The organism is Candidatus Mycobacterium wuenschmannii (assembly GCF_030252325.1).
Classification (GTDB): Bacteria; Actinomycetota; Actinomycetes; order Mycobacteriales; family Mycobacteriaceae; genus Mycobacterium; species Mycobacterium wuenschmannii.
The window spans coordinates 2149514-2165148 of sequence record NZ_CP126981.1; the positions used below are offsets into that span (position 1 = coordinate 2149514).

The 15635-nt window shown below is 61.9% G+C and carries 12 protein-coding genes and 2 rRNA genes; 1 reads left to right on the top strand and 13 read right to left on the bottom strand.

What is annotated here, in order from left to right:
• Positions 1 to 53: 53 nt before the first annotated feature.
• From PT015_RS10230 to murA, 3 genes are all read right to left on the bottom strand, one after another.
• Positions 54 to 3166 (bottom strand): 23S ribosomal RNA (locus PT015_RS10230).
• 345 nt (positions 3167 to 3511) lie between these two features.
• A 16S ribosomal RNA gene (locus PT015_RS10235) occupies positions 3512 to 5044 on the bottom strand.
• Together the 16S and 23S rRNA genes form the textbook arrangement of a ribosomal RNA operon.
• A gap of 278 nt (positions 5045 to 5322) precedes the next feature.
• The gene (gene murA, locus PT015_RS10240; RefSeq protein WP_285190501.1) at positions 5323 to 6576 is read right to left on the bottom strand and encodes a UDP-N-acetylglucosamine 1-carboxyvinyltransferase; all 1254 of its coding nucleotides are present in this window, start codon (positions 6574 to 6576) and stop codon (positions 5323 to 5325) included.
• Positions 6577 to 6634: 58 nt separating this feature from the next.
• Between murA and PT015_RS10245 the strand changes: the two genes are divergently transcribed.
• On the top strand, positions 6635 to 7213 hold the full coding sequence (locus tag PT015_RS10245) for a cob(I)yrinic acid a,c-diamide adenosyltransferase (protein WP_285190502.1): 579 nt from the start codon (positions 6635 to 6637) through the stop codon (positions 7211 to 7213).
• Between the two features lie 3 nt (positions 7214 to 7216).
• Here the strand turns inward: PT015_RS10245 and PT015_RS10250 are convergent, their stop codons facing one another.
• From PT015_RS10250 to PT015_RS10295, 10 genes are all read right to left on the bottom strand, one after another.
• Positions 7217 to 7660: a DUF2550 domain-containing protein gene (locus tag PT015_RS10250; protein WP_285190503.1), complete on the bottom strand. Its 444-nt coding sequence runs from the start codon at positions 7658 to 7660 to the stop codon at positions 7217 to 7219.
• 12 nt (positions 7661 to 7672) lie between these two features.
• Positions 7673 to 8038, bottom strand: coding sequence for a F0F1 ATP synthase subunit epsilon (locus tag PT015_RS10255; protein WP_285190504.1), 366 nt, complete (start codon positions 8036 to 8038; stop codon positions 7673 to 7675).
• A 45-nt stretch (positions 8039 to 8083) separates the two neighbouring features.
• Positions 8084 to 9508, bottom strand: a complete 1425-nt coding sequence (gene atpD, locus PT015_RS10260; RefSeq protein ID WP_285190506.1) for a F0F1 ATP synthase subunit beta — start codon at positions 9506 to 9508, stop codon at positions 8084 to 8086.
• Positions 9509 to 9533: 25 nt separating this feature from the next.
• The gene (locus tag PT015_RS10265) at positions 9534 to 10445 is read right to left on the bottom strand and encodes a F0F1 ATP synthase subunit gamma (protein ID WP_285190507.1); all 912 of its coding nucleotides are present in this window, start codon (positions 10443 to 10445) and stop codon (positions 9534 to 9536) included.
• A 6-nt stretch (positions 10446 to 10451) separates the two neighbouring features.
• Positions 10452 to 12104 carry a F0F1 ATP synthase subunit alpha gene (atpA, locus tag PT015_RS10270; RefSeq protein WP_285190508.1) on the bottom strand — a complete coding sequence of 551 codons (1653 nt, stop codon included), beginning with the start codon at positions 12102 to 12104 and terminating at the stop codon, positions 10452 to 10454.
• Positions 12105 to 12151: 47 nt separating this feature from the next.
• Positions 12152 to 13492, bottom strand: a complete 1341-nt coding sequence (locus PT015_RS10275; RefSeq protein WP_285190509.1) for a F0F1 ATP synthase subunit B/delta — start codon at positions 13490 to 13492, stop codon at positions 12152 to 12154.
• 7 nt (positions 13493 to 13499) lie between these two features.
• Positions 13500 to 14021 carry a F0F1 ATP synthase subunit B gene (locus PT015_RS10280; RefSeq protein ID WP_285190510.1) on the bottom strand — a complete coding sequence of 174 codons (522 nt, stop codon included), beginning with the start codon at positions 14019 to 14021 and terminating at the stop codon, positions 13500 to 13502.
• Between the two features lie 9 nt (positions 14022 to 14030).
• Positions 14031 to 14276 (bottom strand): F0F1 ATP synthase subunit C, encoded by a 246-nt coding sequence (locus tag PT015_RS10285; protein WP_285190511.1) that lies wholly within the window; start codon positions 14274 to 14276, stop codon positions 14031 to 14033.
• Between the two features lie 64 nt (positions 14277 to 14340).
• Entirely contained in the window at positions 14341 to 15096 is a 756-nt protein-coding gene (gene atpB, locus PT015_RS10290) for a F0F1 ATP synthase subunit A (protein ID WP_285190512.1), read from the bottom strand.
• Positions 15089 to 15538 (bottom strand): ATP synthase subunit I, encoded by a 450-nt coding sequence (locus tag PT015_RS10295; protein WP_285190513.1) that lies wholly within the window; start codon positions 15536 to 15538, stop codon positions 15089 to 15091. Before PT015_RS10295 ends, atpB begins: the two co-directional genes overlap by 8 nt.
• Positions 15539 to 15635: the final 97 nt, after the last annotated feature.

Sequence of the window (15635 nt, forward strand, 5' to 3'; positions counted from 1 at the left end):
TGTTTTTGGTGGTGGGGTGCAGTGGTTTGCGTGGCATTGGGTTGTGGTTGCGTGTGTGTAAGTTTTCGGCCGGTTAGTGCCAGTTCCCTGAAACCATTGCTGGTTGTGTAGGTCTGGTCTATTGATCCCGTGGTCTGCGGGGGGCCTTATCCCACTTGAATGGGTGAGAAGCCTGGTCTTGGAGGGGGTTTCCCGCTTAGATGCTTTCAGCGGTTATCCTGTCCGAACGTGGCTATCCAGCGGTGCCCCTGGTGGGACAACTGGTGGACCAGAGGTTCGTCCGTCCCGGTCCTCTCGTACTAGGGACAGGTTTCCTCAAGCTTCTGACGCGCGCGGCGGATAGAGACCGAACTGTCTCACGACGTTCTAAACCCAGCTCGCGTGCCGCTTTAATGGGCGAACAGCCCAACCCTTGGGACCTGCTCCAGCCCCAGGATGCGACGAGCCGACATCGAGGTGCCAAACCATCCCGTCGATATGGACTCTTGGGGAAGATCAGCCTGTTATCCCCGGGGTACCTTTTATCCGTTGAGCGACACCCCTTCCACTCGGGGGTGCCGGATCACTAGTCCCGACTTTCGTCCCTGCTTGACGTGTCAGTCTTGCAGTCAAGCTCCCTTGTGCACTTGCACTCAACACCTGATTGCCGTCCAGGTTGAGGGAACCTTTGGGCGCCTCCGTTACATTTTGGGAGGCAACCGCCCCAGTTAAACTACCCACCAGGCACTGTTCCTGAACCGGATAGACGGTTCGAGGTTAGAGGTCCAATACGATCAGAGTGGTATTTCAACAACGACTCCGCAATTACTGGCGTAATTGTTTCACAGTCTCCCACCTATCCTACACAAACCGTACCGAACATCAATACCAAGCTATAGTGAAGGTCCCGGGGTCTTTTCGTCCTGCCGCGCGTAACGAGCATCTTTACTCGTAGTGCAATTTCGCCGAGTCTATGGTTGAGACAGTTGAGAAGTCGTTACGCCATTCGTGCAGGTCGGAACTTACCCGACAAGGAATTTCGCTACCTTAGGATGGTTATAGTTACCACCGCCGTTTACTGGGGCTTAAATTCTCCGCTTCACTTTTAACGGTTAACGGGTCCTCTTAACCTTCCAGCACCGGGCAGGCGTCAGTCCGTATACATCGTCTTGCGACTTCGCACGGACCTGTGTTTTTAGTAAACAGTCGCTTCTCACTGGTTTCTGCGACCCACTCCCGCTGCCGGCCGCGTGGGCCATGACGGTGTGTGGGCCCCCCTTCTCCCGAAGTTACGGGGGTATTTTGCCGAGTTCCTTAACCATAGTTCTCTCGTACGCCTTGGTATTCTCTACCTGACCACCTGTGTTGGTTTGGGGTACGGGCCGTGTGTGAGCTCGCTAGAGGCTTTTCTCGGCAGCATAGGATCACCGAATTCACCTCATCCGGTTATGCATCACCTCTCGGCATATATGCCAGACGGATTTACCTATCTGACTGCCTACGGGCTTGCCCCAGTATTACCACTGACTGGTACGGCTACCTTCCTGCGTCACCCCATCGCTTGACTACTACCCATCCGGGTCCCGTGCAGCCGGCGACACTCATTGACCCGAAGGTCGCAGATATGCCGCCTTTTGGACGGTTAGCAGAATGGATTCGTCATGGGCGCGCACACACGGGTACGGGAATATCAACCCGTTGTCCATCGACTACGCCTGTCGGCCTCGCCTTAGGTCCCGACTCACCCTGGGCGGACTGGCCTGGCCCAGGAACCCTTGGTCTTTCGGCGGGCAAGGTTCTCACTTGCCTTATCGCTACTCATGCCTGCATTCTCACTCCCACACCCTCCACCACACCATCACTAGGTGGCTTCACTGGATGCAGGACGCTCCCCTACCCAACAACAAAAGTTGTTGCCGCGGCTTCGGCGGTGTGCTTGAGCCCCGCTACATTATCGGCGCACAATCACTTGACCAGTGAGCTATTACGCACTCTTTCAAGGGTGGCTGCTTCTAAGCCAACCTCCTGGTTGTCTATGCGACTGCACATCCTTTTCCACTTAGCACACGCTTAGGGGCCTTAGCCGGCGATCTGGGCTGTTTCCCTCTCGACGCACGGAGCTTATCCCCCGCCGTCTCACTGCCACGCTTTGCCTTACCGGCATTCGGAGTTTGGCTGACGTCAGTAACCTAGTAGGGCCCATCGGCCATCCAGTAGCTCTACCTCCGGTAAGAAACACGCAACGCTGCACCTAAATGCATTTCGGGGAGAACCAGCTATCACGGAGTTTGATTGGCCTTTCACCCCTACCCACAACTCATCCCCTCAGTCTTCAACCTAAGTGGGTTCGGGCCTCCACGCGGTCTTACCCGCGCTTCACCCTGGCCATGGGTAGATCACTCCGCTTCGGGTCCAGAACACACCACTACACCACCTCACGATGGATACGCCCTATTCAGACTCGCTTTCGCTGCGGCTACCCCACACGGGTTAACCTCGCGACATGTCCCTGACTCGCAGGCTCATTCTTCAAAAGGCACGCCATCACCCCACCCAAAAGGGAAGGCTCTGACGGCTTGTAGGCACACGGTTTCAGGTACTCTTTCACTCCCCTCCCGGGGTACTTTTCACCATTCCCTCACGGTACTAATCCGCTATCGGTCATCAGGAAGTATTCAGGCTTACCGAGTGGTCTCGGCAGATTCACAGCAGATTCCACGGGCCCGCTGCTACTCGGGTATTCGTGACTACAGATGACATGTTTTCACCTACCGGGCTCTCACCGTCTACGGCAGACCATCCCAGGCCACTTCGACTAACACGCCACTACTGCAGCCCTGATCGGCGGACCAGAGAACACAAACCCCACAACACCACACACACAACCCCCGCCGGGTATCACATGCGCACGGTTTAGCCATCCTCCGCTTTCGCTCGCCACTACTCACGGAATCACTATTGTTTTCTTTTCCTACGGGTACTGAGATGTTTCACTTCCCCGCGTTCCCTCCCGCACCCTATGTATTCAGATACGGGTGACACGACATCACTCGTGCCGGGTTTCCCCATTCGGACATCCTCGGATCCACGCTCGGTTGGCAGCTCCCCGAGGCATATCGCAGCCTCCCACGTCCTTCATCGGCTCCTGATGCCAAGGCATCCACCATGTGCCCTTAAACACTTACAAACACAAAAAAACACACTCAACAAAACGCTAAACAAAACAGCTTTTTGCTAAAGATGCTCGCAACCACTATCCAATAAACAAACACCACACCCCACCACCAAGATGGAGCGACAACCCCACCCCTCGATCCAACGACCGAAGGACAACAGCAGGTGTTGCCTCAGGACCCAACAGTGTGCTTGGCGATCCGCCCTCCCGACACCGGGAGACCTTCACCGAAGTGAAAACTTTGTTGTTGTGCACCAGACCTGCACCCACTACAGGTGACAGGCCATCCATCGAATCGTCTGGAACCCGGCTGATCCGCACGATGCGGGCCGGCCCAGATCTCGTGGTGCTCCTTAGAAAGGAGGTGATCCAGCCGCACCTTCCGGTACGGCTACCTTGTTACGACTTCGTCCCAATCGCCGATCCCACCTTCGACAGCTCCCCCCACAAGGGTTAGGCCACTGGCTTCGGGTGTTACCGACTTTCATGACGTGACGGGCGGTGTGTACAAGGCCCGGGAACGTATTCACCGCAGCGTTGCTGATCTGCGATTACTAGCGACTCCGACTTCACGGGGTCGAGTTGCAGACCCCGATCCGAACTGAGACCGGCTTTCAAGGATTCGCTAAGCCTCACGGCATCGCAGCCCTTTGTACCGGCCATTGTAGCATGTGTGAAGCCCTGGACATAAGGGGCATGATGACTTGACGTCATCCCCACCTTCCTCCGAGTTGACCCCGGCAGTCTCTCACGAGTCCCCGCCATAACGCGCTGGCAACATGAGACAAGGGTTGCGCTCGTTGCGGGACTTAACCCAACATCTCACGACACGAGCTGACGACAGCCATGCACCACCTGCACACAGGCCACAAGGGAACCGATATCTCTACCGGCGTCCTGTGCATGTCAAACCCAGGTAAGGTTCTTCGCGTTGCATCGAATTAATCCACATGCTCCGCCGCTTGTGCGGGCCCCCGTCAATTCCTTTGAGTTTTAGCCTTGCGGCCGTACTCCCCAGGCGGGGTACTTAATGCGTTAGCTACGGCACGGATCCCAAGGAAGGAAACCCACACCTAGTACCCACCGTTTACGGCGTGGACTACCAGGGTATCTAATCCTGTTCGCTCCCCACGCTTTCGCTCCTCAGCGTCAGTTACTGCCCAGAGACCCGCCTTCGCCACCGGTGTTCCTCCTGATATCTGCGCATTCCACCGCTACACCAGGAATTCCAGTCTCCCCTGCAGTACTCCAGTCTGCCCGTATCGCCCGCACGCCCCCAGTTAAGCCAGGGAATTTCACGGACAACGCGACAAACCACCTACGAGCTCTTTACGCCCAGTAATTCCGGACAACGCTCGCACCCTACGTATTACCGCGGCTGCTGGCACGTAGTTGGCCGGTGCTTCTTCTCCACCTACCGTCACCGGAAACAAAAGCTCCCGGCTTCGCCGATGGTGAAAGAGGTTTACAACCCGAAGGCCGTCATCCCCCACGCGGCGTCGCTGCATCAGGCTTGCGCCCATTGTGCAATATTCCCCACTGCTGCCTCCCGTAGGAGTCTGGGCCGTATCTCAGTCCCAGTGTGGCCGGACACCCTCTCAGGCCGGCTACCCGTCGTCGCCTTGGTAGGCCATCACCCCACCAACAAGCTGATAGGCCGCGGGCCCATCCCACACCGCAAAAGCTTTCCACCACACACCATGCAGTGCGTAGTCCTATCCGGTATTAGACCCAGTTTCCCAAGCTTATCCCGAAGTGCAGGGCAGATCACCCACGTGTTACTCACCCGTTCGCCACTCGAGTACCCCCGAAAGGGCCTTTCCGTTCGACTTGCATGTGTTAAGCACGCCGCCAGCGTTCGTCCTGAGCCAGGATCAAACTCTCCAAACAAAAACCCCCCACCCACAGGCAGGGCACATTTTCAATCAGAAAAACCTGATCCAAACAAAAAGACACCAAAACTGGCATCAAAAAACCACACCCCCACAAACGGGAAAAACACGAGGGCACGGCAAAAAACAACAACAAAAACAAAACCACCAAACACACTATTGAGTTCTCAAACAACACCCGTTTTCGGGCAACCCTGCTACTGTACTCCATCGCAAAAGCGCCGTCAAACTGCACCATCTGCCGCTTTACAGCAGGCGTGCGCCGTACTTGCGGGCCTACTCTACCCTCTCGATTTCAGCGCCGAGACTCGCCAGGTTCTCTACGAAGAGTGGGTAACCGCGGTCGATGTGAAAAACATCGTGGACCTCGGTGTCTCCGTCCGCGACCAGCCCGGCCAACACCAATCCGGCGCCCGCCCGGATGTCCGAAGACCAGACCGGGGCGCTCGACAGCTGCGGCAGACCACGCACGACGGCGTGATGCCCGTCGGTGCGTGCATCGGCGCCCAAGCGGATCATCTCCTCGACGAATCGGAACCGCGCCTCGAACACGTTCTCGGTGATCATCGACGTGCCGTCAGCGATAGAAGCCATCGCGATCGCCATCGGCTGTAGATCCGTGGGGAAGCCGGGGAACGGCAGCGTCGCGACGTTGACCGCTTTGGGCCGCTCGTACTGGGTGATCCGGAAGCTGTCCGGAGTCTGGGTGACAGTGGCGCCGGCATCGTGCAGCTTGTGCAGCACCACTTGTAGGTGCGCGGGGTCGATGCCGGTCACGGTGACATCGCCGCGCGTCATCGCCGCGGCGATGCCCCACGTTGCGGCCACGATTCGGTCGCCGATCACGCGATGCTCGGTCGGGTAGAGCCGCGGGACACCGGTGATCGTCATCGTCGGCGAGCCCGCGCCCTCGACGTGTGCCCCCATCTGATTCAGCATCGTGCAGAGGTCCACCACGTCGGGCTCGCGCGCGGCGTTGTGAATCGTCGTGACGCCTTCGGCCAGGACCGCGGCCATCAAGATGTTCTCGGTCGCTCCGACCGAGGGGAACTCGAGCTGAATCTCCGCACCGTGCAACGAATCTGCATGCGCGACGACGCAGCCGTGCTCGATGTTGCAGACCGCGCCGAGCAGGCGCAGCCCTGCCTGATGCATGTCCAGCGGGCGCGACCCGATGGCGTCACCGCCCGGAAGCGCGACCTTGGCGCGTTTGCACCGCCCCACCAGGGGGCCGAGAACGCACACCGAGGCCCGGAACTGGCGCACCGCCGCGAAGTCGGCGTCGTATTTGGGTTCGTCCGGCGAGGTGATGCGGACGGTGGCGCCGTCGAGTTCGACGTTGGCGCCGAGTCCCCGCAGAACCTCGGCCATCAACGGCACGTCGAGAATGTCGGGGCAGTTGGTGATGGTGCTGGTGCCTTCGGCCAGCAGCGCGGCTGCCATCAGCTTGAGCACGCTGTTCTTGGCGCCGCCCACGGCGACTTCGCCCGACAACCGGCTGCCACCGGTCACCACGAAACGCTCCGCCACGCGGGATAGTTTAGTGAAGCGGTTTCGCCCTGTCAGTCGGCTAGGTACGTTCGTTGGCATGGCTGTGCACCTGACCCGCATCTATACCCGAACCGGCGACGACGGAACGACGGGTTTGAGCGACTTCTCGCGGGTGTCCAAGAACGACACCCGACTGGTCGCGTACGCAGACTGCGACGAGGCCAACGCCGCGATCGGCACGGCGATCGCGCTGGGCTCTCCCGAAAAGCGGATCGCCGACGTGCTGCGCCAGATTCAAAACGACCTGTTCGACGCGGGAGCGGACCTCTCGACCCCGGTGGTCGAGAACCCGGAACATCCCCCGCTACGCATCACGCAGGACTACATCGACCGCCTCGAAACCTGGTGCGATGAATTCAACGCAAACCTGACGCCTCTGAAATCCTTTGTGCTGCCCGGTGGTTCGCCCCTGTCAGCTCTGCTGCATGTTGCCCGCACAGTGGCGCGACGCGCGGAACGATCGGCCTGGGACGCCATTGAGGAGCACCCGACCGACGTCAGCGTGCTACCCGCCAAGTACCTGAATCGACTGTCGGACCTGCTGTTCATCCTGTGCCGGGTGGTCAACCCCGACGGGGACGTGCTCTGGCAGCCGGGCGGCGGGCGGGCCGACTAGCCGTCAGACGCTACGGCGGCGCGCACGCGGCGACGGCCGCGACTCCAGCCACGATTGAAACGCCGTCAAAGCGCCGCGGTCCAAGGCTATTTCGTAGCCGGCATTGCGAACCTGCGCGGTATCGCGCAGTTCCAGCACCATGATCTCTTCGGTCATGATGTCGAATTCGTCGCCCCGCGGCGGACGCCGCGACACCACCTCGACCCCGCGCCGGTTGAGTTGCCGGTCCGGCCACAGCCGCACGCTGGACAACCGGTAGAACGCGGCATCGCTTCCGCGATAACGGATTACGCCGTGCCGCCAGCCATGTCCGCCGACGGCAGGGATGTCCCGCATGATCGCCGCCGTACCGCCCTGGCGCAGCTTCCACAGCCGATAGCTCAGTGCGACAACGGCAAGACCCAACACAGCGACGAGCACGACCATGACAATCATGAGCGTGCTCATCGCGGCGGTCCGTCAGTCGAGCGCGCCGACGGCACGCAGTCTGCCGCGTCCCCTTGCAGCGGTGCGAGCGTCGTCCGACTGCGAATCCTCTTTCGCCGCAGCCTCGTCGATCTCCGACGCGAACTGTGCCGACTCGGCGAGGATGCTGACGCTCTCCTCGGTCACCGACAGGAAGCCGCCTTCGATGGCGACCCGAAGGTCGTCCTCGCCCTCACGCTCGACGCGAACCATCGCGTCGTCGACAAGTTGCGCAACCAGCGGGATGTGACTGGGCAGGATCCCGATCTCCCCCACCGTGGTGCGCGTGAAGAGGAACGATGCCTCGCCCGACCAGATCTTGCGGTCGACGGCAACGATCTCCACGTTCAGCACGGCCATGTCACACCTGCCCTTCCACGCTCACACTCGCTCGCCGGCAACGCATCACAGCTTGGCGCCGAAGCTTTCGGCCTTCTTGGCCAAGTCCTCCAGGCCACCGATCAGGAAGAAGGCCTGCTCGGGGATGTGGTCGAAGTCGCCCTTGGCCAGGCGGTCGAACGCCTCGATGGTCTCCTTCAGCGGAACAGTCGAACCAGGCTGACCGGTGAACTGCTCGGCCGCCATCATGTTCTGCGACAGGAAGCGCTCGATCCGGCGCGCCCGGTTGACCTGCTGCTTGTCTTCCTCGGAGAGCTCGTCGATACCGAGAATCGCGATGATGTCCTGAAGGTCCTTGTAGCGCTGCAGGATCCGGATGACTTCCTGGGCAACCCGGTAGTGCTCGTCACCGACGATCGCGGGGTCCAGGATGGTCGAGCTGGATGCCAGCGGGTCCACCGCCGGGAAGATGCCCTTGGAGAACACGTTTCGCGACAGCTCGGTGGTGGCGTCCAGGTGGGCGAACGTCGTCGCCGGCGCCGGGTCGGTGTAGTCGTCGGCGGGCACGTACACGGCCTGCATCGACGTGATCGACTTGCCTCGCGTCGAGGTGATCCGCTCCTGCAGTTCACCCATCTCGTCGGCCAGCGTGGGCTGGTAACCCACGGCCGACGGCATACGACCGAGCAGCGTCGAAACCTCGGACCCGGCCTGGGTGAACCGGAAGATGTTGTCGATGAACAGCAGCACGTCCTGGCCCTGCTCGTCGCGGAAGAACTCCGCCATCGTCAACGCCGACAAGGCAACTCGCATACGAGTGCCGGGCGGCTCGTCCATCTGACCGAACACCAGCGCGGTGTCCTTGAGCACGTCGGCGTCCGCGAGCTCGACCCAGAGGTCGTTGCCCTCACGGGTGCGCTCCCCGACGCCGGCGAAAACCGAAGTACCACCGAAGTTGCGGGCGATACGGTTGATCATCTCCTGGATCAGAACCGTCTTGCCCACGCCGGCACCGCCGAACAGGGCGATCTTTCCACCACGCACATAGGGCGTCAGCAGGTCGACGACCTTGAGGCCGGTCTCGAGCATCTCGGTGCGCGGCTCGAGCTCGTCGAATGGCGGGGGCTTGCGGTGAATCGCCCAGTGGTCGAAGTCTTTTCCGTAGCCCGGCTCGTCGAGGCAGTCGCCGAGGGCGTTGAACACGTGACCCTTGACGCCGTCGCCCACCGGAACTGAGATCGCCTTGCCGGTGTCGCTCACCTCGACGCCACGGACCAGTCCGTCAGTCGGCTGCATCGAGATCGTCCGGACCAGGTTGTCACCGAGGTGCTGAGCGACCTCGAGAGTCAGGGTCTTCGCGAGATCCTTGTACGAGATGTCCGCGTGCAGGGCGTTGAACAACTCCGGCACCGAGCCGCGCGGGAATTCGACGTCGACGACGGGTCCGGTGATCCGAACCACGCGGCCGTTGGTGTCAGTGCTAGCAGCCATATCCTTCTTCGCTTCCTGATGGGGCCTAGTTGGCGTCGGCGAGCGCGTTGGCGCCACCGACGATTTCGCTGATTTCCTGGGTGATCTGAGCCTGACGTTCGCGGTTCGCCTCGAGAGTGAGCGACTTGATCAGGTCGTCGGCGTTGTCGCTTGCCGACTTCATCGCGCGCTGACGAGAAGCCAACTCCGATGCGGCCGACTCGAGCAAGGCGGTGTAGACGCGGGTCGCCACGTAACGCGGCAGCAGCGCGTCGAACAACGTCGTCGCGTCCGGCTCGAACGAGTACAGGGTGTGCGGCTCGTTGCTGTCCTCGACGTATTCCACGACCATCGGGGCCATCCGGTGCGCGCCGACCTGTTGCGACATCATCGATTTGAACTCGGTGTAGACGATGTGGAGTTCGTCGACTGCGGTCTCGTCGGCCGCCTCGTCCTTGTCGCCGGCGCCGGCCATGAAGGCGCTCACCAGCGTGTCGGCGACCTCCGCCGCGTTTTCGTAGCTGGGCCGCTCCGAGAAGCCGGTCCACGACTCGCTGATGTCCCAGTTACGAAACTTGAAGTAGCCCTGGGCTTTACGGCCGACGGTGTAGAGCACCGGCGTCTTGCCGTCTTCCCGCAGCCGCGAAAACAGCTCCTCGGCCTTGCGGAAGGCGCCGGAGTTGTACGCACCGCAGAGACCGCGGTCCGACGAAACAACCAGCACGGCAACCCGTTTCGGCGAGGACTTCTCGACCAACAAAGGGTGGTCCAGAGCCGCCTCCGAGGCAAGCGTGGTGAGGACGCGAGTGATCTCCTCGGTGTAGGGCCGGGCCTCTTTCAACCGCGCCTGCGCCTTACCGATGCGCGACGTCGCAATCATCTCCTGCGCCTTGGTGATCTTCTTGATCGCCCCGGCGGAACGAATGCGACCCCGCAGTTCGCGAAGTGTGGCAGCCATCTCCGATTACTTCTTCTGCTCCGGCGGTGCGGGCTTGTGAACCTGCACCGCTTCCTTTTCCACCTGGTCTTCGTCCAGCGCCTCGACGTGCTCGTCCGGCACGACCGAGCCACCGCCGGTCGCGGAGAAGCCCTTCTTGAAGTCGTTGATCGCGCTTTCGAGCTTCTTCTCGGTCTCTTCGCTGAGCTTCTGCGACTCCTTGATGTCGGACAGGACGCCGTCCTTGCCGCCACGGAGGTGGTCGAGAAGCTCGGTCTCGAAGCGGTGTACGTCTTCGGCGGGAACCGAGTCGAGGTGACCACCGGTGCCGAGGAAGATCGACACGACCTGCTCCTCGACCGGCGACGGCTGGTACTGCGGCTGCTTGAGCAGCTCCACCAGTCGCTCACCACGATCCAGCTGTGCCTTCGATGTCGCGTCCAAGTCCGAGGCGAACGCCGCGAACGACTCCAGCTCGCGGAACTGCGACAGGTCCAAACGCAGCGACCCGGCGACTTCCTTCATCGCCTTGATCTGCGCGGCACCACCTACACGCGACACCGACACACCAACGTTGATGGCCGGGCGCACGCCCTGGTTGAACAGATCGGACTCCAGGAACACCTGGCCGTCGGTGATCGAGATGACGTTGGTCGGGATGTAGGCCGAGATGTCGTTGGCCTTGGTCTCGATCACCGGCAGACCGGTCAGCGAGCCGCCGCCGAGCTCGTCGGACAGCTTGGCGCAACGCTCGAGCAGCCGCGAGTGCAGGTAGAAGACGTCACCCGGGTAGGCCTCGCGACCCGGCGGACGACGGAGCAGCAGCGAGATGGCGCGGTAGGCCTCGGCCTGCTTGCTCAGGTCGTCGAAGATGATCAGCACGTGCTTGCCGCTGTACATCCAGTGCTGCGCGATCGCCGAACCGGTGTACGGCGCAAGCCATTTGAAGCCAGCCGAGTCGGAGGCCGGCGCCGCGACGATGGTCGTGTAGTCCATCGCGCCGCCCTCTTCGAGCGCACGACGCACCGACGCGATCGTGGTGCCCTTCTGGCCGATCGCGACATAGACGCAGCGAACCTGCTTCTTCTCGTCGCCGGTTTCCCAGTTCTCCCGCTGGTTCAGGATGGTGTCGACGCAGACCGCGGTCTTGCCGGTCTTGCGGTCACCGATGATCAGCTGGCGCTGGCCGCGGCCGATCGGCGTCATGGCGTCGATGGCCTTGATGCCGGTCTGCAGCGGCTCCGAGACGCTCTGGCGCTGCACCACCGACGGGGCCTGGATCTCCAGGGCACGGCGGGTCTCCGGCTTGATGTCGCCCTGGCCGTCGATCGGCTCACCCAGCGGGTTGACCACGCGGCCGAGGAACTCGTCGCCGACCGGCACGGAGAGCACCTCACCGGTGCGCTTGACCTGCTGGCCCTCTTCGAGCTTCTCGAAGTCACCCAGGATGACCGCGCCGACGCTGTGCTCGTCGAGGTTGAGCGCGACGCCGAGGACACCCCCGTGGAACTCGAGGAGTTCCTGGGTCATCACCGACGGCAGACCTTCGACGTGTGCGATGCCGTCACCGGCATCCACAACGGTGCCCACCTCTTCTTTGGTGGTGTCGGAGGTGAAGGAGCTCACGTACTCCTCGATCGCACCCTGAATGTCGTCAGCCGAGATAGTCAACTCTGCCATGGCTTTTCGTTCTTCCTGCTTGTCGATGGTGTTTCGTCGGTATGGGGTCAGTCGGGCAACTGGGACTGGGCGGCCTCAATGCGGGACGAGAGCGTTCCGTCGATGATCTCGTCGCCGACCGAGATCGCGAGCCCGCCAAGCACCTCGGGGTCGATGGAAATCTGCGCCGTGACCGGGTGGCCGTAGATCCGGCTCAGCACCTCGGTGAGGCGCTTGTGCTGGGCCTCGCTGAGTTCGGCCGCTGCGCTGACCTGTGCGACGACTTCGCCGCGGCGGGCCACCGCCACTTCGGCCAGGCTTTGCACGGCCACCTCGGCAGGCTGCCCGCGGAGCAATTGGACTGTCTTGCTGAGCAAGTCGGTCGTGATCTCGTTGGCTCCGGTTCCTTTTCCACCGAGTACGTTGCGCAGCAACTTGACTCGCGCGTCGGCCGCCACCTCGTAGTTGCCCAGCAAAATGCCGAGACGCGGCTGGGCGTCCAGAATGCGCGAGAACCGGAACAGCTGATCCTCGACTTCGTCGACCTGCCCGGCCTTTTCGGCACGGATCAACGAGGCCTGCCGTGCCGCCAATTCGACGGCGTCGACGAGGTCGCCCTCGGCCGACCAGCGTTCGGCCACCGCCTCTTTCAGCACATCGAGGGCGGGCTGGCCGACCTTGCCCGACACCAGCCGCTCGACGAGCCGCACGCGCGGTGACGCGTCCTCGGCGGGCTGGGTCAGGTAACGGGTGACCACGCTCTCCCGAATCAGCAGCGCCGCAACGGACGTCAGATCGTCGGCAAGCGTCGACAATCCCTTGTCGTCCAGGCCGTCGGCGATGCCGTCGAATTTCTTCAGCAGACCCGACAGCGCCTGTCGGCTGGCCGACCGCATCTTGTTCGCGACCGGGTACTGGATGTCGGCGGTGGAGGTCGCCATGTCGCTGAGCTCGTCCAGGAAGCGGTCGACGGTCGCGGACTGCTGGCCCGGATCGGCGACGTAACCGCGGACGAGTTCGCCTGCGCGGCGGACGGATTCGGCACCGATGTCCTGGCGCAGCTGACGGACCAACTGTGAACGCAACAGCTCGACCTGTTTGGTGCCCTGCTGTTTGATCCGCTCCGCGTCGTTGTCGGCCTGGGCGCGCAGTTGCTCGCCGATGCGCTTCGCATCGTCCTGCGCTTCCTCGGTCAGCCGCTGCGCCTCCGCGTGAGCGTCTTCCTTCGCCTTGGCGTGCGCCCGGTTGGCCTCCGCCAGCCGGTCGGCGGCCGCCGAGGAGTCGGCTAGCTGCTGACGAACGGCGCTCTGCTGGTCCGCCATCAGCTTGCGCACCGGCGGCACGACGTACCGCACGATGATCAAGACGATGACGGCGAACCCGATGAGTTGCCCGATGAATGTTGACATGTCGCGCTTATCGCTCCGAACCGGTTGCGGAGGCCGCTGAGACCGAGGTGGTGATTTCGACGCCGAGGATGCGGCTCGCCAGTGTGGTGGAGATGTTCTCCACCCGCCCGCGAAGATCCGCAGCCACGGCATCACCTTCCCGCTTGAGTTGCTCGGATGCGTCCTGCAGCGTCGAGGAAACCTGCTCCTCGGCCTGCCCACGCTTCTCCTCGACGACCTTGCGGCCCTCTGCCCGAGCCTCGTCGCGAGCCGCTGATGCCGTGACCCGAGCGGCGGACAACGCCTTCTCGTAATCCTCTTGGGCAGCAGCGAATTGCTCGGCCGATTTCTTGTTGTCAGCAGCCGTCTTGGTGACCATGTTGTCGCGCTCTTTGAGCACCTTCGAGATCGGCGGAACCACGAAGGCGCCGATCACACCGAGCACGATCAAGAAGATCGCCAACTCGACGAAGAAGGTGCCGTTAGGCACGAGGAAGTTGCCCTCTGCCTGGCTGCTCGCAGACAGAGCTACAACACTCATGTCACCCATCTCGACGGATTACTTGACCGGGGTGGCGAAGACGAACAGCGCCATGAAGGCCAGGTTGATGAAGTAGGCGGCCTCGACCAGACCCACCGTGATGAAGAACGGCGTGAACAGTCGGCCCTGTGCCTCGGGCTGGCGGGCGATGCCGGAGATCAGCGCGTTACCGGCAACACCGTCACCGATACCGGCGCCGATCGCGCCACCGGCCATGATGAGTCCGCCGCCGATGAGGGCGCCCATAGCGATTTGTGGGTTCATTGCTTATCCTCCTTGATATTTGGTAGCTATCTACCAGGTCTGTAGCTGTACTGCGTGAGTGGTTCTAGTGGTGTTCGTCTTCGAGCTCCATCGCTTGACTGAAGTACAGGATCGTCAGCAGCGCGAAGATGAACGCCTGGATCGCGCCGACGAACATGTCGAAGGTCTTCCAGACCGCGTTGGGCGCCCACATGATGTAGGGCGGAAACAACGCGATCAGCCCGACCAGGATGCCGCCGGCGAAGATGTTGCCAAAGAGTCGGAGCGACAACGAGATCGGCTTGGCGAGTTCCTCGACCACGTTGATCGGCGCGAGGATCGCGACGTGGCCCTTCAGGACCGCGACCGGGTGCCCGATGACACCCCGGCGCCAGATGCCCGCCACGTGGTAGCAGACGAACACGAAGAGGGCCAGCGCCAGCACGTAGTTGATGTCGGCCGCCGCCGACGACAGCAGCTCGGTGGCCTTGCCCTCGTGATCGGTGTACTGCAGCGGCAACACCGACAGCCAGTTCGAGATCAGGATGTAGATGAAAAGCGTGACGGCGAGCGGCAATACGAAGGGCGCGATGCGCATGCCGATCGCGCTCTCGATCTGGTTGCGCATCTGGACGGTGATCGCCTCGAAGAACAACTGCACGCCGCCCGGAACGCCGGTCGAGGTGACTTTGGCCTTGAGGAAGAACGCCAGCCCGATGACGATGACGGCGGCGATCGCGGACGACGTGATGGTGTCGACGTTGACCGTCAACCCAAACCAGTTGGCGGTTTCGTGATGGCCGACCTCGATCGCGCCCTCGGCCAGAAACGCCTCAGTCATCGCTGTTTCCCGTCCCTTCAATCACGTCGGCAGTGCCCTCCCGCAGCTTTTTCCAAACCGGCATAGCCGTCGACAGCACGAGCAGCACCTGGAAGAGCGCGAGCCCGAACACCACACCCAACCCAGCGGGCCGGAAAACAAAAGCGATCGCCAGTCCGATCGCCGTGATCACGAACAAGCGCGTCGCCGAATTGAGCGCCATCTTCTTCTTCAGCGGGTGCGCGTCCGCGGTGATCGCTGTCACCGAGCGCTGCACGCCGAGCGCGTTGAGCAAACCCAACATCAAGCCCACACCGAAGAAGACACCGACTTTCACGGAGCCGAGCGACGCCGCGATCGCGACTGCAGCAGCGGTCAGTACCAGCGAGATGGCGAAGAGGCGAAAAGGCCGAAACGCAACGGAGGGGAACACCAACGGCGCGTCCTGCGCTGGTGTAGTCACTGCAGCACCTCAGTCCTCGTTCGGGGGGAGTTGCCTTGTTGCTCGTTGCGTGGCCCGTTGAGCGTATCGGAGCGCTTTCATCGCACTCGCAGTACCC